Below are 14,929 nucleotides of genomic sequence, written 5' to 3'. Positions count from 1 at the left end.
TCGACCCGGCGGTCAGCGCCCGGTGGTCACCGACTGCCGGGCGCGCCGCCGGCGCACCTTCTTCACCGCCCAGCTCACGATCATCACGCCGAAGACCGCGAAGATCGCGTAGTTGAACCACTGGCTGTAGCGGTCGACGTCCTCCCAGCGTGAGCCGAGCAGGAAGCCGGCGCCCACGATCAGCGTGTTCCACACCCCGCTGCCGAGCGTGGTGAGCAGGATGAACTCGCCCAGCGGCATACGGTTCGCGCCGGCCGGGATCGACACCAGGCTGCGGACCACCGGCACCACCCGGCCGATCAGCACCGCCCAGCGGCCGTGCCGCTCGAACCAGCGGTCCGCCTTCTCCAGGTCCTCCAGGTCGACCAGCGGGATGTGGTCGAGCCACCGCTTGAGCCGGTCCTCGCCGAGCGCCGCGCCGAGCCAGTAGAGCACCAGCGCGCCGAGCAGCGAACCGGCGGTCGCGGCCAGCACGATCACCACCACGTTGAACCGGCCCTCGGCGGACAGGTAGCCCGCCATCGCCAGCACGATCTCGCTCGGGATCGGCGGGATGATGCTCTCCAGCGCCACGAGCAGCGCCACGCCGACCGCGCCCCACGCGTCGATCACGCTCGCCACCCACCCGGTCAGCCCGGTGAACTGGTTCGGATCGACGTTCTGGGCGAGGGCCATGGCGGTCCTTCCACACGGGTGCCGGAGATCCGGGGGTAGTACCCGGGTGAGTCTTGCTCACACCCGCCGGTGACCGGGCTAACCCTCCGGGTGCAGCGCCTCGTCCGCTGGCCCCCGCCGCCAGCCGGTGAAACGGACCAGCAGGCCGCCGTGGCTGGGCGAGCAGCAGTACGGCCCGGCCGTCGCGGACGCCGCCGGGTCGAGCGGCGCGACCCGCACCAGCCGCCACGGCTCGCCGTCCACCCGGGCGCGGACCGTCAACGCGTCGCCGGCCCGGCTCACCCGGATCGTCACCTCCCGCCCCGACCACTCCGGCACCGGCGCCACCGACCAGTCGGAGAACTCGTCGGTCACCACGGCGCCGACCTGCGGCACGCCGTCGCTCACCTCGACCCCGGCCTTCGTCCACCGCCGCTCGTCCACCCGCACCAGCACGCCGGCCTGGTCGAACTGCGCGGCGTAGTCGAGCCGGAACGACACCTCCACGGCGGTGTCCCCGGCGAACGGCGCGAGCAGCGCCGAACCGTCGTCGTGCACGAAGCCGTAGCTGGTGCGTCGCCAGAAGTCGCTGCCCCCGCGCGGCTCGACAAGCAGCCCGCCGTCGACCGCCTCGGCCCGCTCCGGCGGATTGAGCCACGTGCCGGCCGACCAGTCGGTGTCCTCGCTCATGCTGTGCTGGCTGGGCATGCCCTCACGGCCCTCGCTCCGCTCGGTGCGTTCGCTCATGCCGGCACCGTACCGGGTTTGCCAGAACGCGCGTTCGGAGAAGTAGAGCCCGCATGGGTGACAGGTGGTATCAGGAGGCAGTCGTCTACTGCCTCGACGTCGACACGTACGCGGACTCCGACGGCGACGGGGTGGGTGACTTCCAGGGGCTGATCGGCCGGCTGGACTACCTGGCCCGGCTGGGGGTGACCTGCCTCTGGCTCAACCCGATCCACCCGTCCCCCAACAAGGACGACGGGTACGACGCGACCGACTTCTACAACGTCGACCCGCGGCTCGGGACGCTCGGCGACTTCGCCGAACTCCTGCACCAGGCGCAGAACCGGGGCATCCGGGTGATCATCGACCTGGTGGTCAACCACACCTCGGACCAGCACCCGTGGTTCCAGTCCGCCCGGTCCTCGCCCGACTCGCCGTACCGCGACTGGTACGTCTGGGCCGACCACGAGCCGGACGACCGGCACCAGGGCATGGTGTTCCCGGGCGAGCAGCACGAGACCTGGACCTACGACCGGACCGCCAAGGCGTGGTTCTACCACCGGTTCTACAAGTTCCAGCCGGACCTGAACATCGAGAACCCGAAGGTCCGCGCGGAGATCAAGAAGATCACCTCGTTCTGGCTCCAGCTCGGCGTCTCCGGGTTCCGGATGGACGCCGTGCCGTTCATCATCGAGAAGACCGAGCCGGGCAACCCGAACGCGACCAAGGACTTCGACTTCCTCACCGACCTGCGCCAGCACGTCCAGTGGCGGCGCGGCGACGCGATGCTGCTGGCCGAGGCGAACGTCGAGCCGGACCAGTTGCCGGTCTACTTCGGCGACGGCAGCGGCTCGGGCAACCGGATCCACATGCTCTTCGACTTCATGATGAACGGCCGGCTGATGCTCGCGTTCGCCCGGGAGGACCCGGAGGCGATCATCGACGCGTTGCGTGACACCCCGAAGCTGCCGACCGGCGGCCAGTGGGCGACGTTCCTGCGCAACCACGACGAGATCGACCTGTCCCGGCTCACCGCCGACCAGCGCAACGACGTGTTGGCGAAGTTCGGCCCGGACGAGAACATGCAGCTCTACGGCCGGGGCATCCGCCGCCGGCTCGCGCCGATGCTCGGCAACGACCGCCGGCACATCGAGCTGGCGTACGCGCTCCAGTTCTCGCTGCGCGGCACGCCGGTGCTGCGCTACGGCGAGGAGATCGGCATGGGGGAGGACCTGACGCTGAAGGGGCGCGACGCGATCCGTACCCCGATGCAGTGGTCCTACAAGGAGAACGCCGGCTTCTCCACCGCCGAGCCGGAGAAGCTGGTCCGCCCGGTGATCGACAAGGGTGAGTACGGCTACCAGCAGGTCAACGTCACCGCCCAGCGCAAGGACCCGCGTTCGCTGCTCGGCTGGTTCGAGCGGATGATCCGGACGCTGCGGGAGGCCCCGGAGGTCGGCTCCGGCAGCACCACCCACATCGACGTGCCGATGCCGGCCGGGGTGCTCGCGCACCGCGCCGACGGGCGGACCGGGACCATGGTCTTCCTGCACAACCTCGGCACCGAGGACGTGGAGGTCGACCTGAGCACCCTGGCGCCGGAGGCGGACCTGCCGATCGACGTGCTGAGCGACCGCAACTACGACGAGGTGGGCAAGCTCGACCGGCTGAAGCTGAACGGCCACGGTTACCGCTGGATCCGGCTCTGCCGGGGTGGGGCGCTGTAGCCGGACGTGACGGCGGGTTAGGCTCCTCCGATCGAGCCAAGTTACCGGGAGGTAATCATGTCGGAGGAGCCCCGCGTCGCCATCGTGACCGGAGCCGCACGCGGCATCGGCGCGGCCACCGCCCGCCGGCTGGCCGCCGACGGCATGGCCGTCGCCGTGGTCGACATCGAGGAGTCCGCCACCGCGGAGACCGTCGACGGCATCGTCGCCGCCGGTGGTCGGGCGCTCGGCGTCGGCGCGGACGTGGCCGACCGGGCCCAGGTGGAGGCCGCCGTCGAGCGGGTCGCCGCCGAGCTGGGCGCGCCGACCGTGCTGGTCAACAACGCCGGCGTGCTCCGCGACAACCTGCTGTTCAAGATGACCGACGCCGACTGGGACACCGTCCTGGGCGTGCACCTGCGCGGCGCGTTCCTGTTCAGCCAGGCCACCCAGAAGCACATGGTCGAGCGGAAGTGGGGCCGGATCGTCAACCTGTCCAGCACCTCCGCGCTGGGCAACCGCGGCCAGGCGAACTACGCCGCCGCCAAGGCCGGCATGCAGGGCTTCACCAAGACGCTCGCCATCGAACTGGGCCCGTTCGGGGTGACCGTCAACGCGGTCGCGCCGGGCTTCATCGTCACCGACATGACCGCGGCCACCGCGGCCCGGATGAAGGTCGAGTTCGCCGCGCTCCAGGAGCACGCCGCCGCCGAGATCCCGGTCCGCCGCACCGGCCGCCCGGAGGACGTCGCGCACACCATCTCGTTCCTGGCGAGCGAGGGCGCGTCCTTCGTCTCCGGCCAGGTCATCTACGTCGCCGGCGGCCCCAAGGACTGACCGCCGCCCCCGGGCGGATGGCCCCTCCTTCCCGGAAAGAGGGGCCATTTCGCGCCCCATGGCCACGCTTTCCGGGAAAGCGCGCGGTTCAGGCGGGGTCGCGGCGGGTGCGGTACAGCCAGAGCAGGCCGAGCGCCGGCAGCACCAGCGGGATGTAGCCGTAGCCGCTGCCGAAGTCGGACCAGACCGTCTCGTCCGGGAACAGCTCCGGGTCGGCGATGCTCAGCACGCCCACCGCGAGCACCCCGACCAGCTCCACCGAACAACAGGCCAGCGCCACCCGGCGGCCGGCGTGCCCGGCCCGGGCCAGCCCGACCGCCGCCACGATGTAGATCAGCGCGGCCAGCGCGGAGAGCAGGTACGCCACCGGCGCCTCGTCGAACTTCGTGGCGATCTGGAGCCCGGCCCGCGACGTCGCGGCGATGGCGAAGAGGATGTAGACCGCGATCAGCAGCCGCCCCGGCCCGCGGTTGGTGGCGCGTCCGGGCGCCCGGGAATCAACCACCGACGACCTCCCAGGTCTGCTGCAACCGCACCACCACGACCGGCGTGACCAGGCAGATCGCGCAGACGATCGCCGAGCCCCAGCGGGTCGGCTCCATCCGGGCCAGCACCCAGGCCAGCGGCGGCAGGCAGACCAGCGTCACCAGGTAGCCGAAGAACGCCCCCGGCTCGCCCGGCCGGTCCCCACCGCCGAGGGCGACGAGCGCCACCACGGTCAGCGCCAGCAGCGCCACCTCCACCACGGCCAGGCCGGCGAACTGGATCCGGTCCGGCGGCTGCTGGCGTACGGCGGCCACCAGGGCCCAGACCGCGACCGCCAGCGACAGCACGATCGCGATCGTGGGGAGGAACCCGTCCACCGGCGAGCCCGCCGCCGCGGCGCTGGTCATCGACGCAGTGTCGTTCACCGGCCCAGCCTACTAAGTCGTGTAGTAGCCAGCCGCCGCGCGGGTCGGGGCGCGCCGGCCGGGCCGGACGACTAGCGTGGATCACGGTCCCGGCGTACGCCGGTGGCCCACGACGAGGGCAGGGGGCAGGGGTGCGCTTCGGGTTGTTCGGCACCGGTCACTGGGCGGCGGAGACGCACGCCGCCGCCATCGACGCCCACCCCCGGGCCCGACTGGCCGGCGTGTGGGGGCGCAACCCGGCGAAGGCGGAGGCGCTGGCCACCCGGCACGGCGTGCCGGCCTTCACCGACGTCGACGCGCTGCTCGACGCCGTCGACGCGGTCGCCGTGGCGCTCCCGCCCGACGTGCAGGCCGACATCGCGGTCCGGGCCGCCACCGCCGGGCGGCACCTGCTGCTGGACAAGCCGCTGGCGCTGAGCCTCGCCGACGCCGACCGGGTGGTCGCCGCCGCCGAGGCGTCCGGGGTGGCCTCGGTGGTCTTCTTCACCCAGCGCTTCCACCCCAATGTCACCGGCGTCCTCGCCTCGGCCGCCGCGGCCGGCGGCTGGCAGCACGCCCGGGGGACCATGTTCGCCTCGATCTACCAGCCCGGGAACCCGTACGGCGACTCGCGGTGGCGGCGCGACCGGGGCGCGCTGTGGGACATCGGCCCGCACGCGTTGTCACTGATCCTGCCGGTGCTCGGCCGGGTCACCCGGGTCGCCGCGATGGACGGGCCGAGCGGCCTGGTGCACCTGCTGCTCACCCACGACGGCGGCGCGACGAGCGCGCTCTCCCTCACCCTCGACGCGCCGGCCGAGGCGGTCACCCGTGACTTCGTCCTGTTCGGCGCGAACGGCACCGAGAGCATCCCGCCCGGTGACGGCAGCGCGCTCCAGGCGTTCGGCGCCGCGCTCGACCAGTTGCTGGCGGAGGTGGACGCCGGTACCCGCGACCACCGCTGCGACGTGTGGTTCGGCCGGGACGTGGTGGCGGTGCTCGACGCCGCCGAGACCGCCCGGGCGCAGGGGCGCACGGTCGACGTGTGAGAAAACCCGTCGCGGGGGTGGCGGGCCGGCCGCTAGCGTCGCGCGCATGTTCACGCATGCCCTGATCGACGTGGCCGTCGCGCCGGCCGCGTCCGGGCTCCTTCTGGTCGCCCGCCCGCGGGTCCGTCGCCCGGCCCTGACCGGCCGGGACGCGGACCGCCGCGCCTGACCTGACCACCGCCCGCGAGCCCGACTGGCCGACCCGCCACGTCACCGGGCTGACGGCGTCCAGTGGGGCCTGATCCCGCCGTTTCGCCGAGCTGGCGCTGGCGGTCGCGCTGATCCCACCACGCCGCCGACAGGTGGCGCGGTGGTTCGCGCGGTGAGCGTCCCGACCGATCCAGGGTCGTCCGAGCCCCGATCCGCTCGGACCGCCCGCCCCATCCGTTCCACGCCGACCCGGCGAGCCGACCCGGCGAGCCGACCCGGCGAGCCGACCCGGCCCGTCGCGGCTGCCGACCCGTCCCGTCCGGCGGTGCCCGCCCGCCGGGTCGGTCGCACGCCCCGAGCCCGAGGGGCGGCCTGGAACACCTGCGCAGCGGTCCGTACCCGTCGCCGTCCGGCGACAGACAGGACGAACCCGTGGCGCCCCGCCGACTCCGCACCACCGCACGCGACCGGTCCCGTCGCGTACTGTCCCAGAACTTCCTCGCCGATCCGGCCGCCGCCGCACGGATCGTCCGGGCGGCCCGCCCCGGCCCGAACGACCTGCTGCTGGAGGTGGGCGCCGGACGCGGCCAGCTCACCCGCCCGCTCGCCGCGCGGTGCGGGCGGCTGATCGCGTACGAGGTGGACCCGGCCGTGTTGCCGGAGCTGACCGCGACCTGCGCGCCGCTGCCGCACGTCGAGGTCCGGGCGGCCGACTTCCTCTCCGCGCCGCCGCCCGGGGAGCCGTTCTCGGTGGCCGGCAACATCCCCTGGTCGCTGACCGCGGCGGTGGTCCGCTGGTGCCTCGCGGCGCCCGAGCTGCGCGCGGCCACGCTGCTCACCCAGCTCGACTACGCCCGCAAACGCACCGGCGACCACGGCCGGTGGAGCCGGCTCACGGTGCTCACCTGGCCGGAACACCACTGGCGGCTGGCCGGGCGGGTGCCCCGGGGCGCGTTCCGGCCGGTGCCCGCGGTGGACGGCGGCATCCTGCACCTGGAGCGCCGGACCGAGCCGCTGCTGGCGCCGGGCGTGCTGCCCGCGTACCGGAGGATGGTGGAGCTGGGCTTCGGCGGGGTCGGCGGCTCGCTCGCGGCCTCGCTGCGCACCGCCCACGCGCGCCGCCGGGTCGACGGCGCGCTGCGGGCCGCCCGGATCGCGCCGGACACCCCGGTCGGGCTGGTCTGGCCCGAGCAGTGGCTGGTGCTGTTCCGCCTGCTGCACGCCACCGACCCGGGCCGGCCCGGGAATTCGGGGCCATCCGGTCCGGAATCCGCTCCGAATGCCTACCGTGCTGGCAGACGGAGCGGACGGAAGGCGGGACCGGATGACCGAGGGCGACAGCGCCGGTGACGTGCCGGGGCGGTCGAGGCTGCACGCCGTGCCCCCGGCCGCCCCGGACCCACGGGCGGAGACCGACGGCCTGCTGCGGGCGGTGGCGCGCGGCGACGAGGCGGCGTTCGAACGGCTCTACGACATCGTGTCGCCCCGCGTCTACGGGCTGGCCCGGCGGGTGCTCCGTGACCCGGCCCAGGCCGAGGAGGTCGCGCAGGAGGTGCTGGTCGAGGTGTGGCGCACCGCCGCCCGCTTCGACCCGGCCAAGGGCTCGGCCACCGCCTGGATCTTCACCATCGCCCACCGCCGGGCCGTGGACCGGGTCCGGTCCGAGCAGGCCGGCGTCGAACGCACCCGCCGCGTCGCCGCCGGCTCCGCCGAGACGCCGTACGACGAGGTGGCCGAGGAGGCGGCGGCCCGGCTGGAGCGGCAGCAGGTGCGGCACTGCCTGGACGTGCTCACCGAGATGCAGCGCGAGGCGATCACGCTGGCCTACTACGGCGGGCACAGCTACCGCGAGGTGGCCGGCCTGCTGGGCACCTCGTTGCCCACCGTCAAGACCCGCATGCGGGACGGGCTGATCCGTCTCCGTGACTGCCTGGGAGTGGAGTTCAGCCGATGACCGACATCCACGCGCTCGCCGGGGCGTACGTGCTCGACGCGGTGGACGACGTCGAGCGGGCCGCGTTCGTCCGGCACCTGGCCGGCTGTGAGAGTTGCGCGCTGGAACTGGCCGAGTTCCACGAGACGGCGGCCCGGCTGGCCGACCCGACCTGGTCCGTGCCGCCGCCCGCGTTGCGCACGTCGGTGCTGGCGGAGATCCGGCGTACCCCGCAGGAGCGACCCGGCCCGGTCGGTCGGGCGGCCCGCGACCGGGCCGGGGGGTGGCGCCGTCGGGCGGCCGTCGCGGCCGCCGCCGTGCTGCTGGCCGGCGGCGCGGGCGCGGCCACCTGGACCGTCCAGGAGCAGCGGGTACGCGACGCGCGCACCGAGGCCGGCGCGGCGCGGGACGAGGCGGGCCGGATCCGCGCCGTGCTGGCCGCGCCGGACGCGGTGGTCCGGACCGGAGCGGTTCCGGCGGGCGGCCGGGTCACCGTGGTGGCGTCGCCGAGCCGGAACGAGGGAGTGGCGCTGCTCGACGGGTTGACCGTCCCCGCCGCCGGCCGGGCCTACCAGCTCTGGCTGATCGACGGCGCGACGGCCACCTCGGCCGGCGTGCTGCCGGCCGGCCGGGGCGGCGGTTCGACGCTGCTGTCCGGGGTGCGGGGCAAGGGTCTCCTCGGCGTGACCGAGGAGCCGGCGGGCGGGTCGGCGCGGCCGACCATGACCCCGCTGGTGGCGGTCGCGCTCGCCTGATCTTTTTCGCGGATCCACCCATCCGCGGGCCGGTGGGCACCGAATCCCTTCCAGACCGACAGTTCACCATCTGAAGGGATTTACCTGATGCGTCCCATGAAGCTCACCGCTGTCGCCCTTGCCGCCACGCTCAGCCTCGGACTCGCCGCCTGCGGCGGGGACGACACCGACACCGCCGCGCCGGCCAGCAGCGCCCCGATGAGTTCCGCGCCGGCCAGCAGCGCTCCCGCGATGGCCGACGGCCAGTTCGGCCCCGGCTGCGCGGCGGTGCCGACCGACGCGTCGAACCCGGGCAGCTTCGCCGCCATGGCCAAGGTGCCGGTGGCCACCGCCGCGTCCGGCAACCCGGTGCTGAGCACGCTGGTCACCGCCGTCAAGCAGGCCGGCCTGGTCGACTCGCTGAACAGCGCGCAGGGCCTCACCGTCTTCGCGCCCAGCAACGACGCGTTCGGCAAGCTGCCCAAGGCCGACCTGGACAAGGTGCTCGCCGACAAGAAGATGCTGACGGACGTGCTGACCTACCACGTGGTCGAGGGTCGGCTCGGCCCGGACCAGCTCGCCGGCGCGCACAAGACGCTCCAGGGCGGCGAGGTGACGGTCGCCGGCAGTGGCACCGAGTTCACCGTGAACGGCAACTCCATGGTGATCTGCGGCAACGTGCAGACCGCCAACGCGACCGTCTACATCGTCGACTCGGTCCTGATGCCGAAGTCCTGACGCGGCCGGCGCTCGGCGAGAGGAGAGACCGATGATCCGCCGTACCCTGGCGGCCGCCGGGACGGGCCTGCTCGTGGCCGCCGCCGGGGTGGCGGTCGCGGAACTGCTCGCCACCGCCGTCCGCCCCCAGTCGGCGCCACTGGTCGCGGTCGGCGGCACCGTCGTGGACGGTGCGCCGACCCCGGTCAAGGAGTGGGCGGTGCGCACGTTCGGCACGTACGACAAGCCGTTGCTGCTGGGCGGCATCGGGCTGGCGCTGGCGCTGCTGGCCGCGCTGACCGGGATCGCCGCCCGTCGCCGCCCGGCGCTCGGCCTGCTCGGGCCGGCAGTGCTCGGGCTGGCCGGCGTCGGCGCCGCGCTGACCCGACCCGACGCCCGCCCGATCGACGCACTGCCGGCCCTGGCCGGCGCCGCGGTGGCCGCCGGCCTGCTGCGCCGGCTGCCCCTGCCCGGCCTGCCGGCCGCCCCGAACACTCCGGACGCCGCCGCCGACCCGGTGGGGGTGGGCCGGGCGGCGTCCGGGGGCGGCGCGGCCGGTTCCGCCCGGGTGGGTGGTCCTGAGAGGTGTGCCCCAGGCAGGGGCGGCCCTGGTGCGGGCGGCTCGGGCGGCTCAGGATCGGCGGGCGGGACCACCCGGCGGACGGTGGTGCGGAACGCGACGCTTGTCGCCGCCGGCACCGTGTTCGCCGGGGCCGGCGCGGCCGTGCTGCGCCGGCTGAACGTGGCCGACGCGGCCCGGTCCCGGGAGTCCGTGCGGCTGCCCGCGCCGGCCTCGCCGGCCCGGCCGGTGCCCGCGGGCGTGGCGCCCGGCTTCCGTACCCCGACCGGGGAGTTCTACCGGGTGGACACCGCGCTCACCGTGCCCCGGCTCGACGTGGACGCCTGGCGGCTGCGGCTGCACGGCCTGGTGGCGCGACCGGTCGAGGTGAGCTTCGCCGAGTTGCTCGACCGCAGCCTGATCGAGCGGGACGTCACGCTGAGTTGCGTGTCCAACGAGGTCGGCGGCCCGTACGTGGGGACCGCCCGGTGGCTCGGCGCGCCGCTCGCCCCGTTGCTGCGGGCGGCGGGCATCCGGGCCGGCGCCGACCAACTCGTCGCCCGCTCCGACGAGGGCATGACCATCGGCACGCCGATCGAGACGCTCCTCGACGGGCGGGACGCCATGCTCGCGCTCGGCATGAACGGGGCGCCGTTGCCGTTCGAACACGGCTTCCCGGTCCGGATGCTCACCCCCGGCCTGTACGGCTACGCGGGCGCGTGCAAGTGGGTCACCGAGTTGGAGGTGACCACGTTCGACGCCTTCGACGCCTACTGGGTGCGGCGGGGCTGGGCGCGGGAGGCGCCGGTGAAGACCGCGTCCCGGATCGACCGGCCCGCGCCGTTCGCCCGTCTTCCCGCCGGGCCGGTGACCGTGGCCGGAGTGGCCTGGGCCCAGCACCGGGGCATCGCGGCGGTGGAGGTGTCGGTGGACGGGGGCCCGTGGCGGGCGGCCGAGTTGCTGCCCACCGCCTCCACCGACACCTGGGTGCAGTGGCGCTACGCCTGGCCCGCCCCGGCCGGCCCGCACACCCTGCGCGTACGCGCCACCGACGGCACCGGCGCGACGCAGCCCGAGCGACGCCGCCCGCCGTTCCCCGACGGCGCCACCGGCCACCACACCATCACCCTCACTGTGCGGTGAAAGGCCGGGCCCCCGGTTAACGCCTCCGGTAGAGGCGGGCGCCCCGCTTGGCATGAGGTGGCCTAACCGGTGAACGGGGCCAGCGCCTCGCCCAGCTCGGCGGGGGTGTCGAACTCCTCGGCCGGCAACGTCCGGAGCATCTGGAGCGTCTCGGTGCTGGCGCCGTTCTCCTGGCCCCAGCGGACCAGGTCCTCCCGGGAGACCGGGTAGTCGAGTCCGGAGACGAACTCCTGCAACTGCGCGCCGCTGACGGTCATGTCGCGCGGCTACCCGCTGGGCGGCGCGGCATGCCGGTCCCGACGGCGGTTTGCCCCGGCGGGGCCCGGGTAGCCGCGGACATGCTGGTTCAGCGGCTCGGCGCACCGAGCGACTTCGACCCGCTGCTGGAGCGCGTCCGCGACGCCCGCATCGTGATGATCGGCGAGGCGACGCACGGCAGCTACGACTACTACCGCCTGCGCGAGCAGTTGACCCGGCGGCTCATCGCCGAGCAGGGGTTCGACTTCGTCGCGGTGGAGGGGGACTGGCCGGACTGCGACCGGGTGCACCGTTCGGTGGTGGGTGCACCGGGCGGACTGGCCGATCCGATGGTCGCGTTGGAGCGGTTCGAACGCTGGCCCACCTGGATGTGGGCGAACGCGGAGGTGGCCCGGTTCTGCCGGTGGCTGCGCGCCTGGAACCTGGAGCGGCCGGAAGCGGAGCGGGCCGGCTTCCACGGCCTCGACGTCTACTCGCTCTGGGAGTCGATGCAGGCCATCTTCGACTACCTGGGCGAGGAGGACCCGGCGTCGCTGGAGGCGGCCCAGGAGGCGTACCGCTGCTTCGAGCCGTACGGCAAGCAGGCCGAGGAGTACGGCCTGGCCAGCCGGTTCGTCTCCGCCCGGTGCGAGGAGGAGGTGGTCCGGTTGTTGGCGCGTACCCGGGAACAGGCCGCCGCGGACGGCCCGGACCGCTTCTCGGCCTGGCAGAACGCGGAGGTGGTGGCCGGCGCGGAACGGTACTACCGGGCCATGATCGGCGGCGGTCCGGAGTCGTGGAACGTCCGCGACATCCACATGGCGGACACGCTGGACCGGCTGCTCGACCGTTACGGGCCGGACGCGCGCGGCGTCGTTTGGGCGCACAACACGCACGTCGGCGACGCGCGGGCCACCGAGATGGCGGCGGACGGCATGGTGAACATCGGTCAGCTCGGTCGGGAACGGCACGGCCGGGACGCGGTGGCGCTGATCGGCTTCGGCAGTTGGCGGGGCAGCGTGATCGCCGCCCCGCGCTGGGGCTCCCCGGCCGAGACGATGATGGTGCCGCCGGCCCGGGAGGGGTCGGTGGAGCACCTGTTGCACGAGTTGATGCCGGACCGGGCGGTGCTGGTCTTCGGCGGCCCGGACGAGCCGGAGTGGGTGACCGGGGAGGCGGACCACCGGGCCGTCGGTGTGGTGTACGACCCGAGCTTCGAGTCGTGGGGCAACTACGTGCCGACCCGGCTGGGGGAGCGGTACGACGCGTTCGTCTGGTGCGACGAGACGACCGCGTTGCACCCGCTGCCGGCGTTGGTGACACCGGGCGAGATGGAGACGTATCCCGCCGGAGTGTGAGGAGGGGCCCCCTGTTATGCACGAGGCGTTAACAGGGGGCCCCTCCTTTCACTTCACCGGGGCGGGCTCGCGGTTGGCTAGGTGGGCGCGCAGGCCCTCGCCCTCGACGTCCACGTTGGGCAGCAGCTTGTCCAGCCAGCGCGGCAGCCACCAGGCGGCGTTGTTGAGCAGCGACATCACCGCCGGGACGATGGTCATCCGGACCACGAACGCGTCGATGGCGACACCGATCGCGAGCGCGAAGCCCATCGACTTGATGATCGGGTCGTCCAGGAAGACGAAGCCGCCGAACACCGACATCATGATGAGCGCCGCAGCGGTGACCACCCGGGCGCCGTGCCCCATTCCGTTGATGGTGGCCTGGCGCGCGGTGTCCCCGTGCACGAAGTCCTCGCGCATCCGGGAGACCAGGAAGACCTCGTAGTCCATGGCCAGGCCGAACAGGATGCCGATGAGCAGGATCGGCAGGAAGCTGACCAGCGGCGCCGGCGTGTCGACGCCGAGCAGCCCGGCCAGGTGGCCCTGCTGGAACACCGCGACCGTGATGCCGAACGTGGCCGCCACGGTGAGCAGGAACCCGAGCGCCGCCTTCACCGGCACCAGGATCGACCGGAACACCAGCATCAGCAGCAGCACGGACAGGCCCACCACCAGCAGCAGGTAGACCGGGAGCGCGTCGGAGAGCTTCTCCGACACGTCGATGCCGATCGCGGTGACGCCGGTGAGCAGCACCTCGGCGTTGCCGATGCCGCCGACCTGCCGGCGGATGTCGTGCACCAACTCCTCGGTCTTCTCGTCGGTCGGCCCGGTCTTCGGGATCACGCCGAGCAGCGCGGTGCGGCCGGACGGGTCGAGCTGCGGCGGAGCCACCGCCAGCACCCCGTCGGTCTTCTGGATCAGCGACGCGACCTGCGGCACGGCGGCCTGGGTGGCCTGCGGCGAGTCGGCGGTGACCACGACCGCGAGCCGGCCGGTGAAACCGGGGCCGAAGCCCTCCCGGATCAGGTCGTTGCTGACCCGGGCCGGGGTGCCCTCGGCGGCGGTGGAGGCGTCCGGCAGCGCCAGACGCATGTCCTGCGACGGGATCGCCAGCAGGCCGAGGCCGAGCAGGCCGACCAGGATCACCGGGATGCGGAACCGGGTCACCCAGTTCGCCCAGCGGAACCCGAAGCCGGAGCGGTCCTCCGAGCCGGTGCCCGGGTCCGCGACCGCCTCGCGGTTGCGGAGCTTGCGCGGCAGCACCCGGCGGCCGGCGAAGCCGAGCAGCGCCGGGGCCAACGTGATCGCCACCAGCACGGCCACGGTGACGGTGCCGGCGGCGGCCAGACCCATCACGGTGAGGAACGGGATGCCCACCACGGCCAGGCCGGCCAGCGCCACCACCACCGTCGCGCCGGCGAACACCACGGCGGAGCCGGCGGTGCCGACCGCGCGGCCGACCGCCTCTTCGGGGGAGAGCCCGTCGAGCAGGTTCTGCCGGTGCCGGGAGGTGATGAACAGCGAGTAGTCGATGCCGACCGCCAGGCCGAGCATCAGCGCCAGGATCGGGGCGGTGCTGGTCAGCTCCACCGCGCCGCTGAGCGCGAACAGGCCGGCCATGCCGACGCCGACGCCGATCAGCGCGTTCAGCATGGTCATCCCGGCCGCCACCAGCGAGCCGAACGTGATGACCAGGACGATCGCCGCGACCAGCACACCGAGCGCCTCGGTCGAGCCGACCTCCGGCTCGCCGTTGAGCACCTCGCCGCCGGGGGCGATCTGCCAGCCCTGCGCCTCGGCCTGCTGGCCGACCTTCTCGTACGCGTCGCGCTGCTCGGTGGTCACGTCGTCCGCGCGACCGGCGAACTGCACCTGGATCAGCGCGTACCGGCCGTCCGGCGTGAGCGCCTGCGCCTGGTAGGGGTCGATCGCGCCGACCACGCCGGGCAGCGTGGCCGCCTCCTGGGTGACCTGCTTGACCACCGCCTGGCCGGCCGGCGAGGTGAGCGCGCCGTCCTGCGGCGCCTTGACGGCGATGGTGCCGGTGGCGCCGCTGGCCGCCGGGAACCGGTCGGCGAGCAGGTCGATGGCCTGCTGCGACTCGGTGCCGGGCATGGTGAAGTTGCTCGCCGTCGGGCCCCGCAGCGTGGCGGCGGCCAGGCCGAGGCCGACGAGTACGACGAGCCAGACGACGGCGACGAGTCGCCGTCGGCGTAGGGATGCCCGGCCGAGCCGGTACAGCAGGGTCGCCATGGAC

15 protein-coding genes and 1 pseudogene are annotated in these 14,929 nt (G+C 73.9%); 10 read left to right on the top strand and 6 right to left on the bottom strand.

The features are described 5' to 3' along the window. Positions 1-12: 12 nt before the first annotated feature. Positions 13-675, bottom strand: a complete 663-nt coding sequence (locus AB0B02_RS20935; protein WP_281937678.1) for a DedA family protein — start codon at positions 673-675, stop codon at positions 13-15. Between the two features lie 78 nt (positions 676-753). Then, positions 754-1,401 carry a DUF1349 domain-containing protein gene (locus AB0B02_RS20930; RefSeq protein WP_281937677.1) on the bottom strand — a complete coding sequence of 216 codons (648 nt, stop codon included), beginning with the start codon at positions 1,399-1,401 and terminating at the stop codon, positions 754-756. A gap of 53 nt (positions 1,402-1,454) precedes the next feature. On the opposite strand from AB0B02_RS20930, the gene AB0B02_RS20925 reads away from it, so the two are divergent. Together AB0B02_RS20925 and fabG are read left to right on the top strand one after the other, a co-directional pair. Beyond that, a complete protein-coding gene (locus tag AB0B02_RS20925) occupies positions 1,455-3,107 on the top strand; it encodes an alpha-amylase family protein (RefSeq protein ID WP_357302624.1) in 1,653 nt (550 codons plus the stop codon). 57 nt (positions 3,108-3,164) lie between these two features. Then, a complete protein-coding gene (gene fabG, locus AB0B02_RS20920; RefSeq protein WP_107162571.1) occupies positions 3,165-3,923 on the top strand; it encodes a 3-oxoacyl-ACP reductase FabG in 759 nt (252 codons plus the stop codon). A gap of 88 nt (positions 3,924-4,011) precedes the next feature. Here the strand turns inward: fabG and AB0B02_RS20915 are convergent, their stop codons facing one another. Next, on the bottom strand, positions 4,012-4,428 hold the full coding sequence (locus AB0B02_RS20915; protein WP_357302620.1) for a hypothetical protein: 417 nt from the start codon (positions 4,426-4,428) through the stop codon (positions 4,012-4,014). Beyond that, positions 4,421-4,816 (bottom strand): hypothetical protein, encoded by a 396-nt coding sequence (locus AB0B02_RS20910; RefSeq protein ID WP_199199984.1) that lies wholly within the window; start codon positions 4,814-4,816, stop codon positions 4,421-4,423. The genes AB0B02_RS20915 and AB0B02_RS20910 overlap by 8 nt, the downstream gene beginning before the upstream one ends. 149 nt (positions 4,817-4,965) lie before the next feature. On the opposite strand from AB0B02_RS20910, the gene AB0B02_RS20905 reads away from it, so the two are divergent. From AB0B02_RS20905 to AB0B02_RS20875, 7 genes and pseudogenes are all read left to right on the top strand, one after another. Further along, on the top strand, positions 4,966-5,862 hold the full coding sequence (locus AB0B02_RS20905) for a Gfo/Idh/MocA family oxidoreductase (protein ID WP_281937669.1): 897 nt from the start codon (positions 4,966-4,968) through the stop codon (positions 5,860-5,862). A gap of 46 nt (positions 5,863-5,908) precedes the next feature. Next, positions 5,909-6,031: a hypothetical protein gene (locus AB0B02_RS20900; RefSeq protein WP_281937667.1), complete on the top strand. Its 123-nt coding sequence runs from the start codon at positions 5,909-5,911 to the stop codon at positions 6,029-6,031. A 413-nt stretch (positions 6,032-6,444) separates the two neighbouring features. Then, a pseudogene (gene erm / locus AB0B02_RS20895) lies at positions 6,445-7,230 on the top strand (ErmE/ErmH/ErmO/ErmR family 23S rRNA (adenine(2058)-N(6))-methyltransferase); the annotation flags it as partial. Positions 7,231-7,336: 106 nt separating this feature from the next. After that, the gene (sigK, locus tag AB0B02_RS20890; RefSeq protein ID WP_357302616.1) at positions 7,337-7,966 is read left to right on the top strand and encodes an ECF RNA polymerase sigma factor SigK; all 630 of its coding nucleotides are present in this window, start codon (positions 7,337-7,339) and stop codon (positions 7,964-7,966) included. Then, entirely contained in the window at positions 7,963-8,700 is a 738-nt protein-coding gene (locus AB0B02_RS20885) for an anti-sigma factor (protein ID WP_357302613.1), read from the top strand. Before sigK ends, AB0B02_RS20885 begins: the two co-directional genes overlap by 4 nt. Before the next feature lie 87 nt (positions 8,701-8,787). Continuing rightward, positions 8,788-9,417: a fasciclin domain-containing protein gene (locus tag AB0B02_RS20880; RefSeq protein WP_357302610.1), complete on the top strand. Its 630-nt coding sequence runs from the start codon at positions 8,788-8,790 to the stop codon at positions 9,415-9,417. Between the two features lie 31 nt (positions 9,418-9,448). Then, complete coding sequence (locus AB0B02_RS20875) at positions 9,449-11,098, top strand: molybdopterin-dependent oxidoreductase (protein WP_357302607.1); 1,650 nt, start codon at positions 9,449-9,451, stop codon at positions 11,096-11,098. 62 nt (positions 11,099-11,160) lie between these two features. Here the strand turns inward: AB0B02_RS20875 and AB0B02_RS20870 are convergent, their stop codons facing one another. Next, the gene (locus AB0B02_RS20870; protein ID WP_281937659.1) at positions 11,161-11,355 is read right to left on the bottom strand and encodes a DUF2795 domain-containing protein; all 195 of its coding nucleotides are present in this window, start codon (positions 11,353-11,355) and stop codon (positions 11,161-11,163) included. 81 nt (positions 11,356-11,436) lie between these two features. Between AB0B02_RS20870 and AB0B02_RS20865 the strand changes: the two genes are divergently transcribed. Continuing rightward, positions 11,437-12,693, top strand: a complete 1,257-nt coding sequence (locus AB0B02_RS20865; protein WP_281937657.1) for an erythromycin esterase family protein — start codon at positions 11,437-11,439, stop codon at positions 12,691-12,693. Between the two features lie 48 nt (positions 12,694-12,741). Here AB0B02_RS20865 and AB0B02_RS20860 read toward each other — a convergent pair whose 3' ends face one another. Beyond that, positions 12,742-14,925 carry an MMPL family transporter gene (locus AB0B02_RS20860; RefSeq protein WP_357302602.1) on the bottom strand — a complete coding sequence of 728 codons (2,184 nt, stop codon included), beginning with the start codon at positions 14,923-14,925 and terminating at the stop codon, positions 12,742-12,744. Positions 14,926-14,929 lie beyond the last annotated feature (4 nt).

It is taken from the genome of Micromonospora sp. NPDC049240, from assembly GCF_040647835.1.
Lineage (GTDB): Bacteria > Actinomycetota > Actinomycetes > Mycobacteriales > Micromonosporaceae > Micromonospora.
Note: the sequence above shows the minus strand (reverse complement) of the source record. Positions and strands in the feature narration are given on the sequence as shown.

Excerpts from the sequence above, each read along its gene's own strand:
- AB0B02_RS20935 (WP_281937678.1), bottom strand. The coding sequence starts at position 675 with ATGGCCCTCGCCCAGAACGTCGATCCGAACCAGTTCACCGGGCTGACC.
- AB0B02_RS20930 (WP_281937677.1), bottom strand. The coding sequence starts at position 1,401 with ATGAGCGAACGCACCGAGCGGAGCGAGGGCCGTGAGGGCATGCCCAGC.
- AB0B02_RS20925 (WP_357302624.1), top strand. The coding sequence starts at position 1,455 with ATGGGTGACAGGTGGTATCAGGAGGCAGTCGTCTACTGCCTCGACGTC.
- fabG (WP_107162571.1), top strand. The coding sequence starts at position 3,165 with ATGTCGGAGGAGCCCCGCGTCGCCATCGTGACCGGAGCCGCACGCGGC.
- AB0B02_RS20910 (WP_199199984.1), bottom strand. The coding sequence starts at position 4,816 with ATGACCAGCGCCGCGGCGGCGGGCTCGCCGGTGGACGGGTTCCTCCCC.
- AB0B02_RS20900 (WP_281937667.1), top strand. The coding sequence starts at position 5,909 with ATGTTCACGCATGCCCTGATCGACGTGGCCGTCGCGCCGGCCGCGTCC.
- sigK (WP_357302616.1), top strand. The coding sequence starts at position 7,337 with ATGACCGAGGGCGACAGCGCCGGTGACGTGCCGGGGCGGTCGAGGCTG.
- AB0B02_RS20885 (WP_357302613.1), top strand. The coding sequence starts at position 7,963 with ATGACCGACATCCACGCGCTCGCCGGGGCGTACGTGCTCGACGCGGTG.
- AB0B02_RS20880 (WP_357302610.1), top strand. The coding sequence starts at position 8,788 with ATGCGTCCCATGAAGCTCACCGCTGTCGCCCTTGCCGCCACGCTCAGC.
- AB0B02_RS20875 (WP_357302607.1), top strand. The coding sequence starts at position 9,449 with ATGATCCGCCGTACCCTGGCGGCCGCCGGGACGGGCCTGCTCGTGGCC.
- AB0B02_RS20870 (WP_281937659.1), bottom strand. The coding sequence starts at position 11,355 with ATGACCGTCAGCGGCGCGCAGTTGCAGGAGTTCGTCTCCGGACTCGAC.
- AB0B02_RS20865 (WP_281937657.1), top strand. The coding sequence starts at position 11,437 with ATGCTGGTTCAGCGGCTCGGCGCACCGAGCGACTTCGACCCGCTGCTG.
- AB0B02_RS20860 (WP_357302602.1), bottom strand. The coding sequence starts at position 14,925 with ATGGCGACCCTGCTGTACCGGCTCGGCCGGGCATCCCTACGCCGACGG.